This window comes from Paraburkholderia sp. MPAMCS5 (assembly GCF_036016995.1).
GTDB lineage: Bacteria > Pseudomonadota > Gammaproteobacteria > Burkholderiales > Burkholderiaceae > Paraburkholderia.
Window position 1 is genome coordinate 36258 of the sequence record NZ_JAYXBK010000010.1, and the last position, 18096, is coordinate 54353.

The window sequence follows — 18096 nt, forward strand, 5'->3', positions numbered from 1 at the left end:
CGGAAAAACGCGAAAGCCGATTGGTCGGAATAAAGAAATTCCCATAAAGGCGCTTAATAAATGGCGCTTTTTAAAGGGAAACGCTTTAAAGACGCAGATATTAAACACTCCCGAATCGCGAGGCTTTTCGGGGCATAACGATAAGGTGGGACGCATACAGCACGGCTTTTCGGCCGGCTGCACTAAATAATTGGCGGAGACAAAGGCACATGGACGATATCACCCGACAGACCACGGCCCCAGCATCATTGTTGGGAAACCGTTGGTGGCAGCTCGTCATCGGCATGGTGTGCATGGCGTTGGTGGCAAATCTTCAGTACGCGTGGACGTTGTTCGTCGCGCCGATGAATGCGCGGCATCACTGGGGCCAAGCCGCGATTCAACTCGCGTTCGCGATTTTCATCCTCACTGAAACGTGGCTGGTGCCGCTCGAAGGCTGGCTCGTCGACAAGTTCGGACCTCGGCCTGTCGTCGCGGGCGGCGCGATTTGCGCCGGGCTCGCGTGGGTCATGAATTCGTACGCGACGACCTTGCCGGTGCTGTACGCGTCCGCGGTGATCGCGGGGATCGGCGCGGGCGGCGTGTACGGCACCTGTGTGGGCAACGCGTTGAAATGGTTTCCCGATCGTCGCGGACTCGCGGCGGGCCTCACGGCCGCGGGCTTCGGCGCGGGCGCGGCGGTGACCGTCATTCCGATCGCGAACATGATCACGCGCTCGGGCTACGAGCACACGTTCCTCGTTTTCGGCATCATCCAGGGCGTGTCGATTTTCCTGCTTGCAATGCTGTTGAAAAAACCGGTGCTGCGCCAGCACACGCCGGCGAAGAAGAAGTTCGCGGTGTCGAAAGTCGATTACACGCCTGGCCAGATGATCAAGACGCCGGTGTTCTGGCTGATCTATGTGTCGTTCGTGGCCGTGGCGGCCGGTGGCCTGATGGCGACCGCGCAGATCGGCCCGATCGCGAAAGACTGGGGACTCGCGCGCCTTCCGATGACGATCTTCGGCGTGACATTGCCGCTGCTCACCGCCACGCTTTCCATCGACAACGTGTGCAACGGCTTCACGCGTCCTTTGTGCGGTTTCATCTCGGACAAGATCGGCCGTGAAAACACGATGTTCGCGATCTTCATCGGCGAGGGTCTCTCGTTGCTCGGCATGATGCAGTACGGCACGAATCCGTATGCGTTCATGACGTTCGCCGCGTTGATCTTCCTCTTCTGGGGCGAAATCTTTTCGATCTTCCCGGCAATCTGCGCCGATACCTTCGGCAGCAAATATGCGGCGGCCAACGCGGGCACGCTGTACACGGCGAAGGGCACGGCGTCGCTGCTCGTGCCGATTGCGTCGGTGCTGTCGGCGACCGGCGGATGGAGTCTCGTGTTCATCGTGTCGGCTGTGATCACGATTGCCGCCGGCGTCTCCGCGAAGTTCTTCCTTGCGCCGATGCGCGCGCGCTGGATCAACTCGCAAGACGCTCATTTGCAGGAGTCGCAACAAAGCACGCTGGCCGTCGCCGGCGCGGGCAACGGCCAGGCCTCGCGGTTGAGCCACTGGCCCGAGCAGACCGGAGAGTAGGCGCAGCCGTCCGCCCCGATCGTGATGTCATGAATGTTTCGTTGCAGCAACTCAAGGTGTTTGTCGCCGTCGCGCGTGAGCGGAGTTTCACGCGCGCGGCGCGCGAGTTCGATCTGACGCAGTCGGCGGTGAGTCGTTGCGTGCGCGAACTCGAAGATGCAGTCGAGTTGAAACTGTTCGACCGCACCACGCGCCAGGTCCAACTGACGCATGCGGGCGCGAGCCTCGAACGAAGAATCGGCCGCCTGCTCGATGAAATCGAGCTGACGTTGCGTGAAGAACGAGCCGCCTACGAAGGACACCGAGGCGTCGTGGTTCTCGCGAGCAATCCGGTGTTGTCGTCGAGTTGGGTCGCGCAGGGACTCGCGCGTTGCGCGGCGGCTTTTCCGGAATTGCTCGTCACCGTCGAAGACCAGCCGCAAAACAGCGTGCTTGCGAGCGTCGAGCACGGCGAAGTGGATTTCGGCGTGGTCTCGCTGGCCGAGCCGCTCGTCAACGATCAGTTGCATGCGCAAGTGGTTTTCACGACGCCGCTTTGCGCGGTGATGCCGCCGACGCACCCGCTGGCCCGTCACGCGAGCGTCGCATGGGACGCGTTGCACGACTGGGCGCTCGTCACGCTGAACGCCGACGCGGGCGTGCGCGCGGCGCTCGAGCTGGCATTCAATGCGAACGGCGTGAAGCGGCGACCCGTGCAGGAGTTCGGCCATGTGGCCGCTGTGCTGCGCATGGTGGAACTGGGTCTCGGCGTCGGCGTTCTGCCCGTCGACGCGCATTGGCCCACTATCGGCGAATCGCTGGTGAGCCGGCCGCTCGCGCCCGGCCTGACATTGACGACGCTGCTCGTGCATCGCCGCAACCGCTCGCTCAGGCCGAATGCCGCGGCCGCATGGGCGCAATTCGCGGGAGCTACGGATGCCGCGTCGCGGCACGCAACGCCGGACGCGATCCCGCACGATCCTTCGCGGGCCGCCGCCGCACCGAGCGGCGCGGCGCTTCACGAGCCCTAGCGCCGCGTCGAGCTTGCCGCGGCGTCGGCCTTCGCCCCAAGGCCGGCTCGCCAATCGGCCCACGCAACATCTCAAGCAAGGAGCTTCATGATGGACACTGACACCGACCTCAGGCGCCATGATCTGCTGATCGACGGCAAGCGGTTGCCGCCGGCCACGGGCGAATATTCCGTCGATATCAATCCGGCCACCGAAGAGCCGATCGCGCATGTTGCGCAAGGCAGCGCCGCCGACGTCGACACGGCCGTGCAAGCGGCGCGCACCGCGCTGAAAGTGTGGAACGGCATCAAGGCGGCCGAGCGTGGCCGCATTCTCGCGCGCCTCGCCGGCCTGATGCGCGCGAATCTCGACGAACTCGCCGCGCTCGAGAGCCTCGACGCCGGCAAGCCGATCGCCGCCGTGATGCGCCAGGATGTGCCGGCCGCCATCGATACGCTCGAGTATTACGCCGGCTGGTGCGACAAGATCAACGGCCAGGTGGTGCCGGTTCGTCCTGACGCGTTGACGTACACGTTGCGCGAACCGGTCGGCGTGGTCGCGGCCATCGTGCCGTGGAATTTCCCACTGATGATCGGCATGTGGAAGATCGCGCCCGCGCTCGCGTGCGGTTGCACGCTGATCGTCAAGCCCGCGGAGATCACGCCGCTCACCGCGTTGCGCATCGGCGAACTCGCGCTCGAAGCGGGCGTGCCGCCGGGCGTGCTGAATATCGTCACCGGGAAGGGGCGCGTGGTCGGCGACGCGCTCGTCGCGCATCCGGGCGTGGACAAGGTGACATTCACCGGCTCGCCTTCGGTGGGGCGCGGCATTCTGCAAGGCGCGGCCGGCAACTTCAAGCGCGTCACGCTGGAGCTGGGCGGCAAGTCGGCCAATCTGATTTTCCCCGACGCGAATCTCGACAACGCGGTGCGAGCGGCCGCGTCGGGGATCTTCTTCAACACTGGGCAAGTGTGCTCGGCGGGCTCGCGCATCCTCGCGCATCGCGACGTCTATGACGAAGTGGTCGAGCGCCTCGCCGCGCGTGCAAAGTCGATCAAGGTGGGCGATCCGTCGCTGCGCGAAACGTCGATGGGACCGCTCATCTCCGCCGCGCAAATGAAGACCGTGCTCGGCTATGTCGATGCGGGGCGCTCCGAGGGCGCGTCGCTGGTGACGGGCGGCGCGCGCGTCGGCGAGCGCGGCTTTTTTGTCGAGCCGACGGTGTTCGCCAACGTCGAACATGAAATGCGCATCTCGCAGGAGGAAATCTTCGGGCCGGTGGCGAGCGTGATCCGTTTCGACGACGAAGCCGACGCGCTACGTATCGCCAACGGCACGTTGTACAGCCTCGCGGCGGGCGTGTGGAGCGCGGACATCGGCCGCGTGCATCGCGTGGCGCGCGACCTGAAAGCGGGAACCGTCTGGATCAACACCTACGGCTATACCGACGTGCGCCTGCCGTGGGGCGGCTCCGGCGATTCCGGCTTCGGCCGCGAACATGGCGACGTCGCGATCGAAAACTTCACCGAGCCGAAGGCGGTGTGGCTCGCCATCGACCAATAGCGCATCGCGGCGGGCGCACCCCGCCGCGCAACAAAAAGGATCGAACGCCGCGCGGCGTTCGATCCTTTTCACTTCAAATGCGGCGGAAAAACGCAGGACGAGTGGTTCAATCGCCCTGCAAGGCCATGCGCTCGCGCAGCTTGACGAGCGCGAGCACGACGTCGATGGTCGGCGTGGGCTCGTTGACGAGTTGTCCCATTTCCTGCACGACGGTCAGCAGCGGATCGATTTCCATCGGCCGCCGGTTCTCCAGATCGACGAGTGTGGAAGTCTTGTGCGCGCCGACCGCGCCCGCGCCGTCAATGCGTTTTTCCACATCGACACGGAAGTGCACGCCGAACTGATCGGCAATGCGCTTCGCTTCGAGCATCATCGTGCGCGAGACGGCGCGCGTGCCGGGGTCGCTCGTCAGCACGTCGAGCGTCGCGTGAGTGAGCGCGCTGATCGGGTTGAAGCACAGATTGCCCCACAGCTTGAGCCAGATCTCGTCGCGGATGTTGTCGCGGATCGGCGCCTCGAAACCCGCTGCCTGCATGATGTCGTGGAATTGCTGGATGCGCGGCGTGCGCTCGCCGCTCGGCTCGCCGATCGGGAATTTCTTGCCGTACACATGCTTGATCACGCCCGGCTCGACGATCTCCGCAGCCGGATAGAGCACGCAGCCGATTGCGCGCTCGGGCCCGAGCTTCGTCCACTGACTGCCGTCCGGATCGACGCTCGACAGACGCGTGCCCGCGAACTTGCCGCCGTGCTGATAAAAGTACCAATACGGAATGCCGTTGACGCCCGTCACGATCGCAGTGTGCTTGCCGAGCAGCGGCTGCATCGAGTCGACCACGCCGGGCAGCGAATGCGCTTTCAGCGTAATGATCACGAGGTCCTGCACGCCGAGTTCACGCGGGTCCGACGTGCAGCGAACCGGCGCGCTGACCGTCTCGCCGTCGATAACCAGGCGCGCGCCGTGCTCGCGCATCGCCGCGAGATGCGCGCCGCGCGCGATGAAACTCACATCGGCTCCGGCGCGCGCCAGTTGCACGCCCATCAAACCGCCGATCGCTCCCGCTCCGAAGATACAGATCTTCATGATGCCGCTCCTGTGACTATGAGAAGTCGCTTGCCCATGCCGCCTCTCGCCGTGCACGGCGGCGGGTCATCAACTGAGCATAGGGGCGAGGAGCCAATACAGATAGTTAAAGTTTTTGGGCCGAAGCATTAGCAATCGCTTATGGACGCAGGGATCGTGGCCGCGTTGCCGCCTCGCGTGTGGCTCGATTCACGCGCGCCTGAGCAGCAGAAAGCTCAGCCCGATGGTCGCCAGAAAAGCGCCGCAGCAGCGGTTGAACCATCGCCGCACGCGGGCGCGCACGAGCCATTTGCCCAGGTGCATGCCGGCCCACGAATACAGCGCGATCGCCACGCATTCGAGCACCAGAAAGCTCGCGCCGAGCACCGCGAATTGCGGCAGCATCGGCTTGGCGATGTCGACGAATTGCGGCAGAAACGCGGTGAAAACGAGAATGGCTTTCGGGTTGCCGGCGGCGACGAGAAACTCTTGCCGCGCGATTCTGGCGAGCGACGCGGGCTGGTCGCGGGTCGTGTCGATAGCCGGTGCGTTGCTGCGCCAGAGCTGGATGGCGAGCCAGATCAGGTACGCCGCGCCGACGAGTTTGATCGCGAGAAAGAACCACTCCGACGCGTGCAGCACGACCGCGAGTCCGGTGGCCGCGAGCACGATCATGGCCGCGAACGCGACAAGCCGCCCGGCGCCGCCGACGAACGCGGTCATGAAACCATGCCGCGCGGCCACGTTGATCGAGAGCAGATTGTTCGGCCCCGGCGCGAGATTGATCGCGAAGCAGGCGGGAAGAAAGAACAGCCAGGCGGTGGCGGACATGGGAGCCTCACACGGTAAGCGCCGGTCGGCGCGGCACGCCGCTAATTTACCGCATTGATAAAGCCGGAGTCGCTGACCAGCGCGTCCACGCTCAGCTTGACCGTGTCTTCGATGGCAACCGTGTTGCTGGTGAATTTCGGCGATTTGCGCTTGACGGTCCTGGTGGTGGAAAACACGACTTTCTGCGTGGCGGCGTCGATCACCACGTAGCGGATTTTCAGTGTCCAGATGGCCGGCGAGCGCACGTCGTCCACGGAGAATTTCTCGATGCTGCCGCTCAGCACTTTCCTGCCGTCGTCGAGATGAAAGCCCGCGACCTTCAAATGCTCCGCAATGCTCTCGCGCACCGCCAAATTGATATTGTCCTTCAGCACGATGCCCGTCATTGCCGTGTTTTCGATGCGGTTCGGCGACACGCGTCCGCTTTGCGCCGGCATGTAGGCGAAGTCACGGGCGGGCGCGACACGGAGCCAGCCGGTTGCATGCGCCGCGGCGCGCGGCGGGCTGTTCAGGCCGAACCACGACCACGAGCAGGCGGAGAGCATCAAAGGCAACGCGATCAGGCCGCAGCGCATGAAGACGGTGTATCGCAAAGGCGTCGGCGAGCAGGCGCTCGCGCGCGGCGGAAACGAATCTTGGCGCGCCGATTCTGGCGCGGGGCGGGAACAAGCGGCGGTCGAAATCAGAAGCGTGGCCCTTTCAGTGGTGATACGTGCCGTCGGAGAACAGCATGGTAACAGCGGCCACGGACAAACCATCTTCAAAATTGGACGCGGGCTTCCAGCCGTCAGAAGAAGCCGGCTTTGCCTTGCGTCATGTCGACCAGGGTGCGCTTCGCGTCGTCGACCGTATTGGCCGGCAAGCGGATCGTCATTTTCACCAGCATGCCGTGCGAGGTGTCCGCGAGCGCGTAGCTTTGCGCTTCGATCCATCGGCGCACTTTGGCTTCGTCCGCGTAGCCGACTTCGACGGTCAGCGTGGCCTGCGCGATCCTTTCGACTCGCGGCGCATCCAGCAGCGCCGACGCGATTGCATCCGTGTACGCGCGCACGAGTCCGCCCGCGCCGAGCTTCACGCCGCCGTAATAGCGGACGACGGCGGCGAGCACGCCGTCGAGATCGTGATGCCGCAGCACTTCGAGAATCGGGCGGCCTGCGGTGCCGGACGGCTCGCCGTCATCGGACATGCCGGACTGGCCGCCCGCCAGCAGCGCCCAGCAGACGTGCGTGGCCGCGGGATGTTCTTCGCGCAGGCGGCGCAGTTCTTCCATTGCGGCGTCGCGATCCTCGACAGGGACGGCATGCGCAATGAACCGGCTCTTGCGAATCTCGAGTTCGTGGACGTGCCGCGTGGACAGCGTGTAAGTCACCTGGTAATTCCGCTCAATGACGATGAGTCTCGAATCATAGCTTTTTGCGGCGGCGACTCCGGTTGTGTGCGTAAAAGAGCGAGACGTGGCACATTATCTCTTCCCTAAGCGGCGGCGCGGGCGCGCCCTGCACTTTGCGCATAAAACAGCTCGGAGACGACATGCTGGACTTATCCACGTTAGGCACTTTTATCGCGGTTGTATTCGGGCTCTTTCTGATTCCCGGACCGGCCGTGCTGCTGGTATTGACGCGCACCGTTCACGGCGGACGCAAGGCGGGCATCTTCACCGGGCTCGGCATTGCCGTCGGCGATTTCATACATACGCTCGGTGCGGCAGTCGGCCTTTCCGCGCTGCTGATGACGTCGGCGCTCGCGTTCAATGCGGTGAAGTGGATCGGCGCGGCGTATCTCGTCTATCTGGGCATTCGCGCGTTGCGCGAAAAAGAAACGAGCGCGGGCCTTCCGGCGAGCGCGCCGGTGTCCGCATCGAAAGCATTCTTTCAGGCCATTCCCGCCGAAGTGCTGAACCCGAAAACCGCGCTCTTCTTTCTCGCATTTCTGCCGCAATTCGTGCATCCGGAACACGGCTCGACGTTCCTGCAATTCACAACCCTGGGGCTGATTTTCGTGGGCATGAGCGCGCTTTACACGACACTGCTCGCCTTGACGATTCGTCCGCTCGGCAAACTGGTCAAGCGCCTGACATGGCTTCGTCGCTGGCAGAACAAGCTGATCGGTGTGCTGTTCATTTCGCTCGGCCTGCGCGTGGCCGCGCAAACGCGCTGACGACGCACGCCGCTTTTCCTGATGGAAAGGGCGGCGCGGCATTCATGGCAGGAGAGAAAAAATGAGCCCCGGCGCATCTTCACCGATCGAGCCCTCGCGCGAACTCGAATTCTGGTTCGACTTCGGCAGCAACTACAGCTATCTGAGCGTGATGCGCATCGAGGCCCTGGCCGCGGCGCGAGGCGTGAGCATTCGATGGCGGCCGTTTCTGCTCGGGCCGATTTTTCGCGCGCTTGGTTTTGACAACTCTCCTTTCGTGCTGCAAAAAGAGAAGGGCGCTTACGTATGGAAGGATATGGAGCGCCAGTGCCGCAAATTCGGCATTGCGTTGACACGTCCGAGCGTATTTCCGCGTGCCGCCTTACTGGCCATGCGCGTGGCGCTGCTGGGTGAGGAGCGTGAGTGGATCGCCGCGTATTGCCGCGAGATCATGCAGCAGAACTTCGTGCATGACCGCGATATCGGTTCGGTCGAAGTCGTGAGCGAAGCGCTCGCGAAACTCGGTTTGCCCGCGCAACAGATCGTGGCCGAAGCACAAGCTGACGCGAACAAACTGCGCTTGCGTCAACAGACGGAAACCGCCGCGGCGAAAGGCATTTTCGGCGCGCCGACTTTTTTCGCCGGAAAGGAGATGTTCTGGGGAAACGACCGGCTCGAAGACGCGCTCGACTTCTGCTATTCGTCGCCGCGCTGACAGAAGCGCCGACCCGGTACATGCGATATGACGGCCAGTGCGATTTCGAGCGGCGTGCTCTCGGCCGGCACGACGCGGCGGCTCGATTCGGGCGTGTGTTTCATGGTCCATTCGACGAGCCGGTACGAACGTCCCCAAGGCGGCTGCAGCGGATCGGAGACTGTGCATGAGTGAATCTGCCGGACCCATTCGTTGCCAGGCATGGCGCGCAGATGCTCGAATACCGTGTCCTCAACCATGGTTTGACCTCTTTCTTTTGCGGGCATGCGGCCCGTCTTTGGGGGCGTCGGCGAACAGCGCTGAAAAAAACGCCGCCGATGATCTGGCGGCTCAACAGGGGATGTTGAGGCCCATGGTTGCAGCAAAGAATTAAGCCAGCCTTAAATCGCGCAAAAACGCGCACTGTGGCCGCGCACGCGCCTGGGCCCTCAAGAGGCGGCAAAAAGGGCCGATATAAAGCCATCGACTTCGCTAAGCCTCTGGCCTTGCACCGCTGATGACCGCTGATAACGTGACCTGTCCTGCTCAAACGCCGCTCACCGATCGTCTTCGCTCGCTTGTCGATACGGTGCAGCACAACGAACGCACGTTACGCCGTTTTCAGGACGTGGAGTTGCGTCTGATCGGCGCGCGGGATTTCGCGTCGTTTCTCGACACGTTGTTCAGCAGCTTGCCGCGCGAATTCGCGCTATCGAGCGTCACGCTATGGCTGGACGAGCGCGCGCCGATGTTGCTCGAACTGCTCGATCCCGCTGCATTGCGCGTGCTGGAACGCCCGAATCTGAACACATCGCGCGAAGGCCGCGTGGTGGCCGAGCGTCTTTGCAAAGGCGGCCAGCCCTGGCTCGGCACGCCGCGCGAACTGGATCAGGCAACGCGCCGCGCTTTCTTCGGCAAGGCGCCCGCGCCCGCTAGCGCCATTCTCCTGCCGCTTGCCGCGGGCGATACCGTGAGCGGTTACTTGTGTCTGGGCAGCAGCGATGTCGATCGCTTCGGGCACGACATGGCCACCGACATTCTCGAGCGCTTTGCGAGCATCGTGACGGCGAGTCTCGATAACGTCGCACATCGCGAGCGGCTCAAGCAACTGGGCATGACCGACCCGCTGACGGGCCTCTCGAATCGCCGCTATTTCGACGAGCGCCTGCGCGAGGAGCTGATGTGCGCCGCGCGTTACAGCGTGCCGGTCGCGTGTCTCTTCATCGACATCGACAGTTTCAAGCGGATCAACGATACCTACGGCCATCAAACCGGCGACCGCGCAATCGCGGCGGTTGCGGCCTGCGTGCGACAGCAGGTGCGGCTCGGCGATACGGTCGCGCGCTACGGCGGCGAAGAGTTTGCCGCCGTGCTGCAAGGCGATCGCGCCGATGCGCGGACCGTCGCCGAGCGCGTGCGCGCGGCCGTCGAAAAACTGGATCTGCTCGACGACGACGGCGCGCGCATTGCGTTGTCCGTGTCGATCGGCGTGGCGGCGCGCACGGTGAGCGGCTCGCCGGCCGAAGCCGTGGCGCTCGGCCGCGCGATGATGGAGGAGGCCGACCGTGCGATGTATCGGGCCAAGCATAACGGACGCAACCGCGTGGAAATGCTGCTGAAGGCGTCGCCGGAGAGCACGCTGCGCGACGTGCCTTCGCAGTCCGCATCCGCGAATTAGCGGGGTCTGTGAAGCCGCTGGCCCGCGTGAGGCGGCACGCAGTTGGCGGCTCGCGTCACACCGCGAACGGCGCACGGCACGCACGGCACACGGTGCACGGCGCACGTCACGCGGACACGTCACGCGGCCTGCGGCCGCATCAAACATCACGCATCCGGCGGCACGCCGAGCAATTGCAGTGCGCCGCCCGTCACGCCGCTAAACACCGGTCCCGCGACGGTGCCGCCATAAAACGCCTTGCCGGCCGGATCGTCGATCATCACGGCGACGATCAGCCGCGGGGCGCTCATCGGCGCCATGCCGACAAAAAGCGCCCGGTAGCGGTTTTTTGCGTACGTCGCACCGACCTGTTTGCGCGCCGTGCCGGTCTTGCCGCCGACGCGATAGCCTTGCACCGTCGCGGCGCGCCCCGTGCCGCCGTCGCCGGTGGCCATTTCGAGCATTGAACGGATCGCGCGAGCGGTGGCCGGCGTGGTGACGGCGCGGCGCGGGGCATAGGCACTGGCATCGGCCTTAGCGTCCTCGCGCAGCAATCGCACGCGCTGCATCGTGCCGTCGCCGGCATAAGCCGTGTAGATCTGCGCGATCTGCAGCAGCGATGCCGAGAGCCCATAGCCATACGCCATGGTCGCCTGCTCGATCGGGCGCCAGCGCCTGAACGGACGCACCTTGCCCGACGCCACGCCCGGAAACGTCAACTCGGGCCGCGAGCCGAGTCCGTATTCCTGATACTTCGTCCAGATCGTCTCAGCCGGCAGATCGAGCGCGAGCTTGGCAAGCGCGATATTGCTCGACTTCTGCACCGCCTCGGCGACCGTCATCGCGCCATGATTCGAGGTGTCGTGAATCAACGCGGGGCCGATCTTGTACCAGCCCGGCGCCGTGTCGATGATGCTGTGCGGCCGCACCTTTCCCGCGTCGATGGACAGCGCGACGACCACCGGCTTGATCGTCGATCCCGGCTCGAACGTGTCGACCACCGCGCGGTTGCGCAATTGCCGGCCGGTCAGACGCGCGCGGTCGTTCGGATCGAAGCTCGGATAATTGGCGAGCGCGAGAATCTCGCCGTTGCGCGCGTCGAGCACGACCACGCTGCCGGCTTCCGCGCGATGCTTCGCGATCGCGTCCTTCAACTGCGCATAGGCGAGCTGCTGAATGCGCCGGTCGATCGTCAGGTGCAGGGTCTCGCCGTTTTGCGCGGGCACGAGCGGCCGCGTTTCGGACACCACGCGGCCAAGCCGGTCGCGGATCACTTCGCGATGGCCGGGCACGCCGAGCAACTGCTCGTTGGCGGAAAGCTCGACGCCTTCCTGGCCGTTGTCCTCGATATCCGTGAAGCCGACCACGTGGGCCGCCGATTCGCCTTCCGGATAAAAACGCTTCGAATCCGCGATCTGCGTGATGCCCGCGAGCCCGAGCTTCGACAGATGCTCCGCGGTGTTCGCCTCCACCTGGCGCTTGAGCAGCACAAAGGTCTTGTCGCCGTTCAGGCGGCGGCGCAGTTCCGCGAGCGGCAGGTCGAGCAGCTTCGAGAGCGGCGGCAGCGCGGCTTCGTCGAGCAGCTTCGGCGAGGCCCAGATTTCATAAGTCGCGAGGCTGACGGCGAGCATGGAGCCGTTGCGGTCGAGAATCCGCCCGCGCATGGCATCGAGTTCGATGGTGCGCTGATAGCGCTTTTGCCCCTGATCGACGTAAAAGTCGCGGTTCACCACCTGCACCCAGAACGCGCGGCCGGCCAGCGCGGCGAACGCGGCGAACGCCAGCACGACGACGAACTTCGAGCGCCACATCGGCAGACGTGCCACCAGCAACCGGTTTCTCGCGACGGGCGCATAAGGATCGCGCGGCAGCGACTTTTTCTTCGGGATCATGAGTGCGGATGCAGGGCGAAATGAAAATGAATTGTAATAAGAACGTAATATGAGTGCGAGCTTTCCGCAAGCCGATCCGCGCGGCAGGGAAAATACGGCGTAAAAAAAGCCGCGCGGATTTCAAGAATCCGTGCGGCTTGCTCGTTCATCTGATGCGTCGAAGTCGACGCGGCGTGCGTGTTAAGGAGGCGCTTCCTGCCTGTCGAGCGCCTTCTTTTTTATGTGTGCGCCGGCAGCGAGAAGCTCGAAATCGCTTCGCGCAACGCGCCGACCTGATCCTTCAGCGAATGCGCCGCGGCGGCGGCTTCCTCGACCAGCGCGGCGTTCTGCTGCGTGACCTGATCCATTTCGCCGACGGCGCGATTGACCTGCTCGATGCCCGCGCTCTGCTCGCGCGACGCATTGCTGATCTCTTCGAGAATCTCGTTCACGCGACGCACCGACTGCACGATCTCGCCCATCGTCGAACCCGCGTTGGAGACCAGCGTCGCGCCGGTTTCCACCGTGGTCGTCGAGGTCTCGATCAACGCCTTGATCTCCTTGGCGGCCGTGGCCGAGCGCTGCGCGAGGCTGCGCACTTCGGCGGCGACCACTGCGAAGCCGCGTCCCTGTTCGCCCGCGCGGGCCGCTTCGACGGCCGCATTCAACGCGAGAATGTTGGTCTGAAACGCAATGCCGTCGATCACGCCGATGATGTCGCCGATCTGCCGCGAGCTGGTGGTGATTTCGCCCATCGTGCGGACCACGTCGTCCACCACGCGGCTGCCGCGCGTGGCGACGTCGGCGGCCTGACCCGCGAGGTGCGCGGCCTGCAACGCGCTGTCCGCGTTCTGCTTCACGTTGACCGTCATCTGATCCATGCTCGACGCCGTTTGTACCAGCGCGGCGGCCTGTTCCTCGGTGCGTTGCGACAGATCGGTGTTGCCCGCGGCGATTTCGCTCGCGCCGACGTTGATGTTTTCCGTGCCGCTCCGCACGCGCGAAACCGTATCGACGAGACCGGCCTGCATGGTCCGCAACGCGTGCAGCAGACTGCCGGCATCGTTCGCCTTGACCGGCACGCGCGCCGCGAGATTGCCTTGCGCCATCAGTTGCGCGTGTTCGACGGCCACTTCGAGATCGCCGCCGAGCGAGCGGCGAATGCTGCGCAGGACGATCAGCATGATGCCCGTGGCGATCGCGCCGAGCGCGACGGTGATCGCGAGCCAGCGCAGCAGATTCGCGTAGAACGCGTGCTGCACGTCGTCCATGTACAAGCCGGTGACGAGATACCAGTCCCACGGCGCAAAGTGCATCGAATAGCTGGTCTTGGCCACGGGTTTCTCGCTGCCGGGCTTCGACCACAGATAATCGACAAAGCCGCCGTTTTCGTGATTGCCCGCATTCACGATGTCCACGAACAGATGGTTGCCCGCCGGGTCGGCGAATTGCGCGAGGTTCTTGCCGACCAGTTCCTTCTTGAACGGATGCATCAGCATGACGGGCTGCGAGTCGTTCACCGAAATGTAGCCGTCCTTGCCGTAGCGCATGGATTCGAGCGCGTCGAGTGCCTGCTTTTTCGCTTCGTCTTCGGTGATGGTGTGCTGCTGCGCCAGCGTGTAGTAGCGCCCGACCACGTGGTTGGCCTGGTCGATCAGCGACGCGAGTTGATCGCGGCGATCGGCGATCATCGACGCGCGGTTCTGCCATGCGCCGAAGCCGCCGATCAAAATCAGGCCGACCCAGAGGACGGCGATCATGGAGCCCAGTTTTTTGTTCAAAGTCATAGCAATAGGTCGTGCTTTCGCAAATGGTCGGTCGATGGAGTGGGCGTTTTGCCTGTCGCTGACCGTGTTTACGGCGAGGCGGGATGTGTCCGCAGAGAGGGGAAACCCGCTGTTTGAAGGCATCTTTTGTCTGATTAAACGGAAGGCGCGGCTTCTGGCGCGGCTTCCGAATCGGCGAGGCGCCAGTTTTGTTTTTCAACTCGCGGATGAGGCGCGTGCGCTACAAAAATCCGCGAATATATCAACCGACGATTTTTCAAATTAATCGCGAATCGGCAGATGGAAATTAACCGCAAGCCATCACGCAGCGATTTAGTTTTAATACGCGGAATCGGCAATGCGTGGGCGCCACTGCGCGACGCGTTGAAGGCTTGCGGCTTTGTCGTTTACGCGGGGCAACGCGGTCTGTCAGCGGAACTGGTCCGCATCACGCCTGACCCGCGACGGCTTCGCCCAAGCTCACACCGGGTCCTTGTCGGGCGGTCCTTCGGGACGCTGCGGCTCCTCGTTGTGATGACCGGGCGACGGCGGCGTCAGCGGATCGCCTTCCGGATCGCGGGTCGGGTCGGCGTTCGGATCGGGAATCGGGCTCGTATGCATGTCGTAGCTCATTGCATCACCTGTGGTTAAGAACTGCGCGGCAGGAGAACGGCTTCTGTCGTTCTCCTCAAGCGTACGCGCTTTTTGCCGAGGTTTTTCGCCAGGGTTTGCCTCCTACTTTTTCGCGCGACGGCCCACCGTGAGTTGCCAGTAGCGCTCGGCGGCGAAGATGTCCTCGTAATTGCCCGGACCGAACACCCGCAACTGGCTCTGATACGCGCCGACGGCCTGGCGCTTGATCAGCGCGCGGCGTTGCAGGTCGATCGTATGGCCGGCGCTCGGATTGGCCGGCGTCGCGACGATGCCGCGCTGCGCGAGATCGGCGAGCCGCGCCTGCACGACACCCGGCGTGCGCCGGTGAATCGCTTCCTCATAGCCGAACCACGCGAGATGGGAGAGGCGCGGCAAAAGCTCGCAGCAGGCTTCGAACACGCGCACATGATCGTCGTGATGCAGCCCGAGCGGCATCAGCAACGTGTTTGCCGTGGTTCGATAAATGGTTTCCTCCAGCTCCGCGGCCATTCTGCTGATGGACGGCGAGTCGGCATACTGACTTTCGCGAAACGGCATACGCAGCGGAATCGCGTCGAGTAGTTCGAGCGCGCGCTCGTCTTCGACCGTGCGCTCGTGGATCGATTCGTGCGCGCTGCCGAAGCCCGCCTTTTCGTCCCAGGCGGTGTGCATCGCATGCTCGGGCGGCGCGGCGAACACCGTGCAGACGGCGGCGTCGGGATGCGCGGCGAGCAAGGCGCCGCAACTGAAGACGGCGTCGTCGAAATGCGGTGAGACGATGAAGAGGCGCGGACTGGTTTCGCTCATGGGAAGTCGAGTGGATTCGAACGCATCGGCCGCTTAAGCGGTGTAGCGTTGCATGACAAACGCGGCGTCACATCAGCTTAGGCGGAATTGGAGCGAGTTGCGCGCTTGATTCGCAATCTGATTCGCAACTTGAGTCGCGGCTCGGGCCGAGGATTGCGGGAGCCGCTTGCGGCCTGCATGCCCCTTGCATGGTCGTTTAGGGAGTGCGCAAGCGCTATGCCTGTGCGCTGGCGAATACGCATTCGGCCATCAGCATGGCTTGCGAACGCCGCTCAATTCGGCCGCCCGTCTGAATGCCGTGGCCATGCTTGCAACGATGTCGTCACGCAGACAGGCGTCGGCGGTTCTCAACACATACGCCGGATGCCACGTAGGCAGAATCAAACGCCCGTTGTGAGCAATGGTTTGACCAACATATTCCGACAGATTGACGTGCGGCCCCGTCAGCGCTTTCAATGCCGTCGCGCCTAAGGTCACGACGACGCGCGGCGCGATCTGCGCGAGTTCTTTTTCTAGCCAATACTGGCAGGCTTCCACCTCGCGGCGCGCGGGCGTCCGATGAATCCGCTCATGGCCGACCGTTTCCCACTTGTAATGCTTGACGGCATAAGTGAGGTACAGCGCCGCGCGTTCGAGACCGGCCCGCGCGAGCACGCTGTCCAGCAACTGCCCGGCGGGTCCGGTGAAGGGCTGGCCGTGCTGGTTTTCGTACTCGCCTGGCTGCTCGCCGACCAGCATGATCGCAGCCCCAGCCCCAGCCCCAGCCCCAGCCCCAGCACCAGCACCAGGGACAGCCTGCTTCGCGTTGCGCCATAACGCGCAACGCCGGCAGGTGTCGAGCGGGCCGGAGGGCTCGCGAAGCGGCGGCGTCATGGCCGAATATTCGACTGGCGGCCTATCCGGCACTGTCACCGTGGCGCCTTCCTCGCGTGGCCCGATGCGCTCGCGCGCGAGGTGCGCAGGCAACGGCGGACCTTCGGGCGGCGTTCTCCAGTATCGCAAGGGCACCGGCGGCTTCCCGCCGCTGACGATACTCGCGTAATAGGCAAGCCAAAGCGCCTCGGTGGGTTCGCTCGTGACGGCTTCGCCGGCCATGACGTTCCCGGCCAGAACCTGCGAAGCCCGTGCTGCGCATTCATTGGACGCGTTGCGTGACGTAGACGATGTGCGTAACAGCATGCCGTTCCAGAACGCGGCGCCGTGCGGCGTGGCCAGCATCCACGTGGAGTAGCCCATGCGGGTGGCGAATCGCGCGGCCGCATGCGCCAGCAGGTCGTGGTGCGGTTCGTACCAGCCGACGAACTCCGGCGCCCCCATCGACGGATCGCGTCTTCTGAACAAGGTGAGGCTCACCAGGTTTTCCGCTTCGTGCTGGACGGAGCGCACGCGCTGATCGAGCAGCGCGCCGTCGCTGTCGTTCAGATCCAATACTTCGCGTTCGCCGTGGGTCCAGCGCCACAGGATGCGGTAGAGCAGCGCCCAGCGGTCGGGCGCACGGAAGCACGCTGCCGCTTTCAGCCACGCGAATAGCTCACGCGGTATGGCGGCGGAAGCGGCCGCGCTGCCGCTCGCATGGCCCGCAGGCCTCTGCGTCTGAGCCGAGCCCTCGACCTCGACCTCGACCTCGACCTCGACCCACGCGATATGCGCCGGTTCCACGCCGTGGCGCAGCAGTGAGCGCGACGCGCGGCGCCAGGCGGCGAAAGTGGGCTCGATTGAAATGCGGTTCATGCGAAAACACGATGGCCGCGCGCTGATTCACGGCTCATCCAGTACTGTATGGATATACAGTATGCTCCCAGCAGCCGGTCCGAATCAAGCCGCGCGTTTTTTATGACGCAGACGGGACTGCGCGGTGCCTAAATGTCCCGCAGATCGTCCGGCGTGTCGATGTCGCGCAAGATCCCGGCGTCGTCGACAGCGAGTTGCGTCACGTGTTGCGACATCAGCAACGAGCGCGCGCCGCTGTCGCCGTCGAGTGCGAGCAGGGCGTCGCGGTGGTCCGCGCAAAAGCCCACAGGATGCCCGCGCTGTCCGTCATGAAACGGTGCGACGATCGAAGCGCCGCCGTCGAGCGCGCGGGCCACCGCTTCAATCGTCGAGAGATGGATGCGCGGCATGTCGGCGAGCGCGACGATCCAGCCGCCGGCATCCGCGCTGGCCTGGATGCCCGCGGCGAGGCTCGCGCCCATGCCGCGTTCGGCGGCGGTCGCGAACGCCACCTTGCAGCCGGCATCGTTCAGAACACGCGCGAGCGCTTCGGCTCCCGGCCGCACCACGGCCAGCACCTGCGGCACGACGAGCAGCAGGCGATGCGCCGCCTCCTGCACGACCGGCGTACCGTCGGGCAGGCGCGCGAGCAGCTTGTTTTGCAGACCGTGCGGATCGAAACGCGAACCGACGCCGGCAGCGAGCAATATGCCAGTGGCGAGCGAGGCGTAGGCCATGGACGGACACCGGTGAATGGAATGACACCGATTGTGCGTTGCAACGCATCGCGAGGCAAGCG

17 protein-coding genes are annotated in these 18096 nt (G+C 64.2%); 6 read left to right on the top strand and 11 right to left on the bottom strand.

Features of this window, described 5'->3' with window-relative positions; all coding sequences use genetic code 11:
- Positions 1-209 precede the first annotated feature (209 nt).
- From oxlT to VOM14_RS21450, 3 genes are all read left to right on the top strand, one after another.
- The gene (gene oxlT / locus VOM14_RS21440; protein ID WP_327630752.1) at positions 210-1577 is read left to right on the top strand and encodes an oxalate/formate MFS antiporter; all 1368 of its coding nucleotides are present in this window, start codon (positions 210-212) and stop codon (positions 1575-1577) included.
- 29 nt (positions 1578-1606) lie between these two features.
- Positions 1607-2587, top strand: a complete 981-nt coding sequence (locus tag VOM14_RS21445) for a LysR family transcriptional regulator (RefSeq protein WP_327630753.1) — start codon at positions 1607-1609, stop codon at positions 2585-2587.
- Between the two features lie 90 nt (positions 2588-2677).
- On the top strand, positions 2678-4129 hold the full coding sequence (locus VOM14_RS21450) for an aldehyde dehydrogenase family protein (protein ID WP_327630893.1): 1452 nt from the start codon (positions 2678-2680) through the stop codon (positions 4127-4129).
- Between the two features lie 106 nt (positions 4130-4235).
- Here the strand turns inward: VOM14_RS21450 and VOM14_RS21455 are convergent, their stop codons facing one another.
- The 4 genes from VOM14_RS21455 to VOM14_RS21470 form a co-directional block, all read right to left on the bottom strand.
- The gene (locus VOM14_RS21455) at positions 4236-5213 is read right to left on the bottom strand and encodes a 2-dehydropantoate 2-reductase (protein ID WP_327630754.1); all 978 of its coding nucleotides are present in this window, start codon (positions 5211-5213) and stop codon (positions 4236-4238) included.
- 189 nt (positions 5214-5402) lie between these two features.
- Entirely contained in the window at positions 5403-6023 is a 621-nt protein-coding gene (locus VOM14_RS21460; RefSeq protein WP_327630755.1) for a LysE family translocator, read from the bottom strand.
- A 41-nt stretch (positions 6024-6064) separates the two neighbouring features.
- On the bottom strand, positions 6065-6598 hold the full coding sequence (locus VOM14_RS21465) for a hypothetical protein (protein WP_327630894.1): 534 nt from the start codon (positions 6596-6598) through the stop codon (positions 6065-6067).
- A gap of 212 nt (positions 6599-6810) precedes the next feature.
- The gene (locus tag VOM14_RS21470; RefSeq protein ID WP_327630756.1) at positions 6811-7392 is read right to left on the bottom strand and encodes an IMPACT family protein; all 582 of its coding nucleotides are present in this window, start codon (positions 7390-7392) and stop codon (positions 6811-6813) included.
- 161 nt (positions 7393-7553) lie between these two features.
- Between VOM14_RS21470 and VOM14_RS21475 the strand changes: the two genes are divergently transcribed.
- The gene (locus VOM14_RS21475; RefSeq protein WP_327630757.1) at positions 7554-8180 is read left to right on the top strand and encodes a LysE family translocator; all 627 of its coding nucleotides are present in this window, start codon (positions 7554-7556) and stop codon (positions 8178-8180) included.
- 61 nt (positions 8181-8241) lie between these two features.
- On the top strand, positions 8242-8874 hold the full coding sequence (locus tag VOM14_RS21480; RefSeq protein WP_327630759.1) for a 2-hydroxychromene-2-carboxylate isomerase: 633 nt from the start codon (positions 8242-8244) through the stop codon (positions 8872-8874).
- On the opposite strand, the gene VOM14_RS21485 is transcribed toward VOM14_RS21480, so the two are convergent.
- A complete protein-coding gene (locus VOM14_RS21485) occupies positions 8856-9113 on the bottom strand; it encodes a DUF2866 domain-containing protein (RefSeq protein WP_327630760.1) in 258 nt (85 codons plus the stop codon). The two genes, VOM14_RS21480 and VOM14_RS21485, sit on opposite strands and share 19 nt — an antisense overlap.
- Positions 9114-9385: 272 nt before the next feature.
- Here VOM14_RS21485 and VOM14_RS21490 point away from each other — a divergent pair, with 272 nt between their 5' ends.
- Positions 9386-10531, top strand: a complete 1146-nt coding sequence (locus VOM14_RS21490) for a GGDEF domain-containing protein (RefSeq protein ID WP_327630895.1) — start codon at positions 9386-9388, stop codon at positions 10529-10531.
- A gap of 146 nt (positions 10532-10677) precedes the next feature.
- Here the strand turns inward: VOM14_RS21490 and VOM14_RS21495 are convergent, their stop codons facing one another.
- The 6 genes from VOM14_RS21495 to VOM14_RS21520 form a co-directional block, all read right to left on the bottom strand.
- Entirely contained in the window at positions 10678-12402 is a 1725-nt protein-coding gene (locus VOM14_RS21495; RefSeq protein ID WP_327630761.1) for a peptidoglycan D,D-transpeptidase FtsI family protein, read from the bottom strand.
- 218 nt (positions 12403-12620) lie between these two features.
- Positions 12621-14168, bottom strand: coding sequence for a methyl-accepting chemotaxis protein (locus VOM14_RS21500; protein ID WP_327630762.1), 1548 nt, complete (start codon positions 14166-14168; stop codon positions 12621-12623).
- Between the two features lie 459 nt (positions 14169-14627).
- A complete protein-coding gene (locus VOM14_RS21505) occupies positions 14628-14780 on the bottom strand; it encodes a hypothetical protein (protein ID WP_013591672.1) in 153 nt (50 codons plus the stop codon).
- Positions 14781-14882: 102 nt separating this feature from the next.
- On the bottom strand, positions 14883-15587 hold the full coding sequence (locus VOM14_RS21510; RefSeq protein ID WP_327630763.1) for a PIG-L deacetylase family protein: 705 nt from the start codon (positions 15585-15587) through the stop codon (positions 14883-14885).
- Positions 15588-15836: 249 nt separating this feature from the next.
- Positions 15837-17318, bottom strand: a complete 1482-nt coding sequence (locus tag VOM14_RS21515; protein WP_327630764.1) for a UdgX family uracil-DNA binding protein — start codon at positions 17316-17318, stop codon at positions 15837-15839.
- Positions 17319-17446: 128 nt separating this feature from the next.
- A complete protein-coding gene (locus tag VOM14_RS21520) occupies positions 17447-18034 on the bottom strand; it encodes a nucleotidyltransferase family protein (RefSeq protein WP_327630765.1) in 588 nt (195 codons plus the stop codon).
- Between the last annotated feature and the right edge of the window lie 62 nt (positions 18035-18096).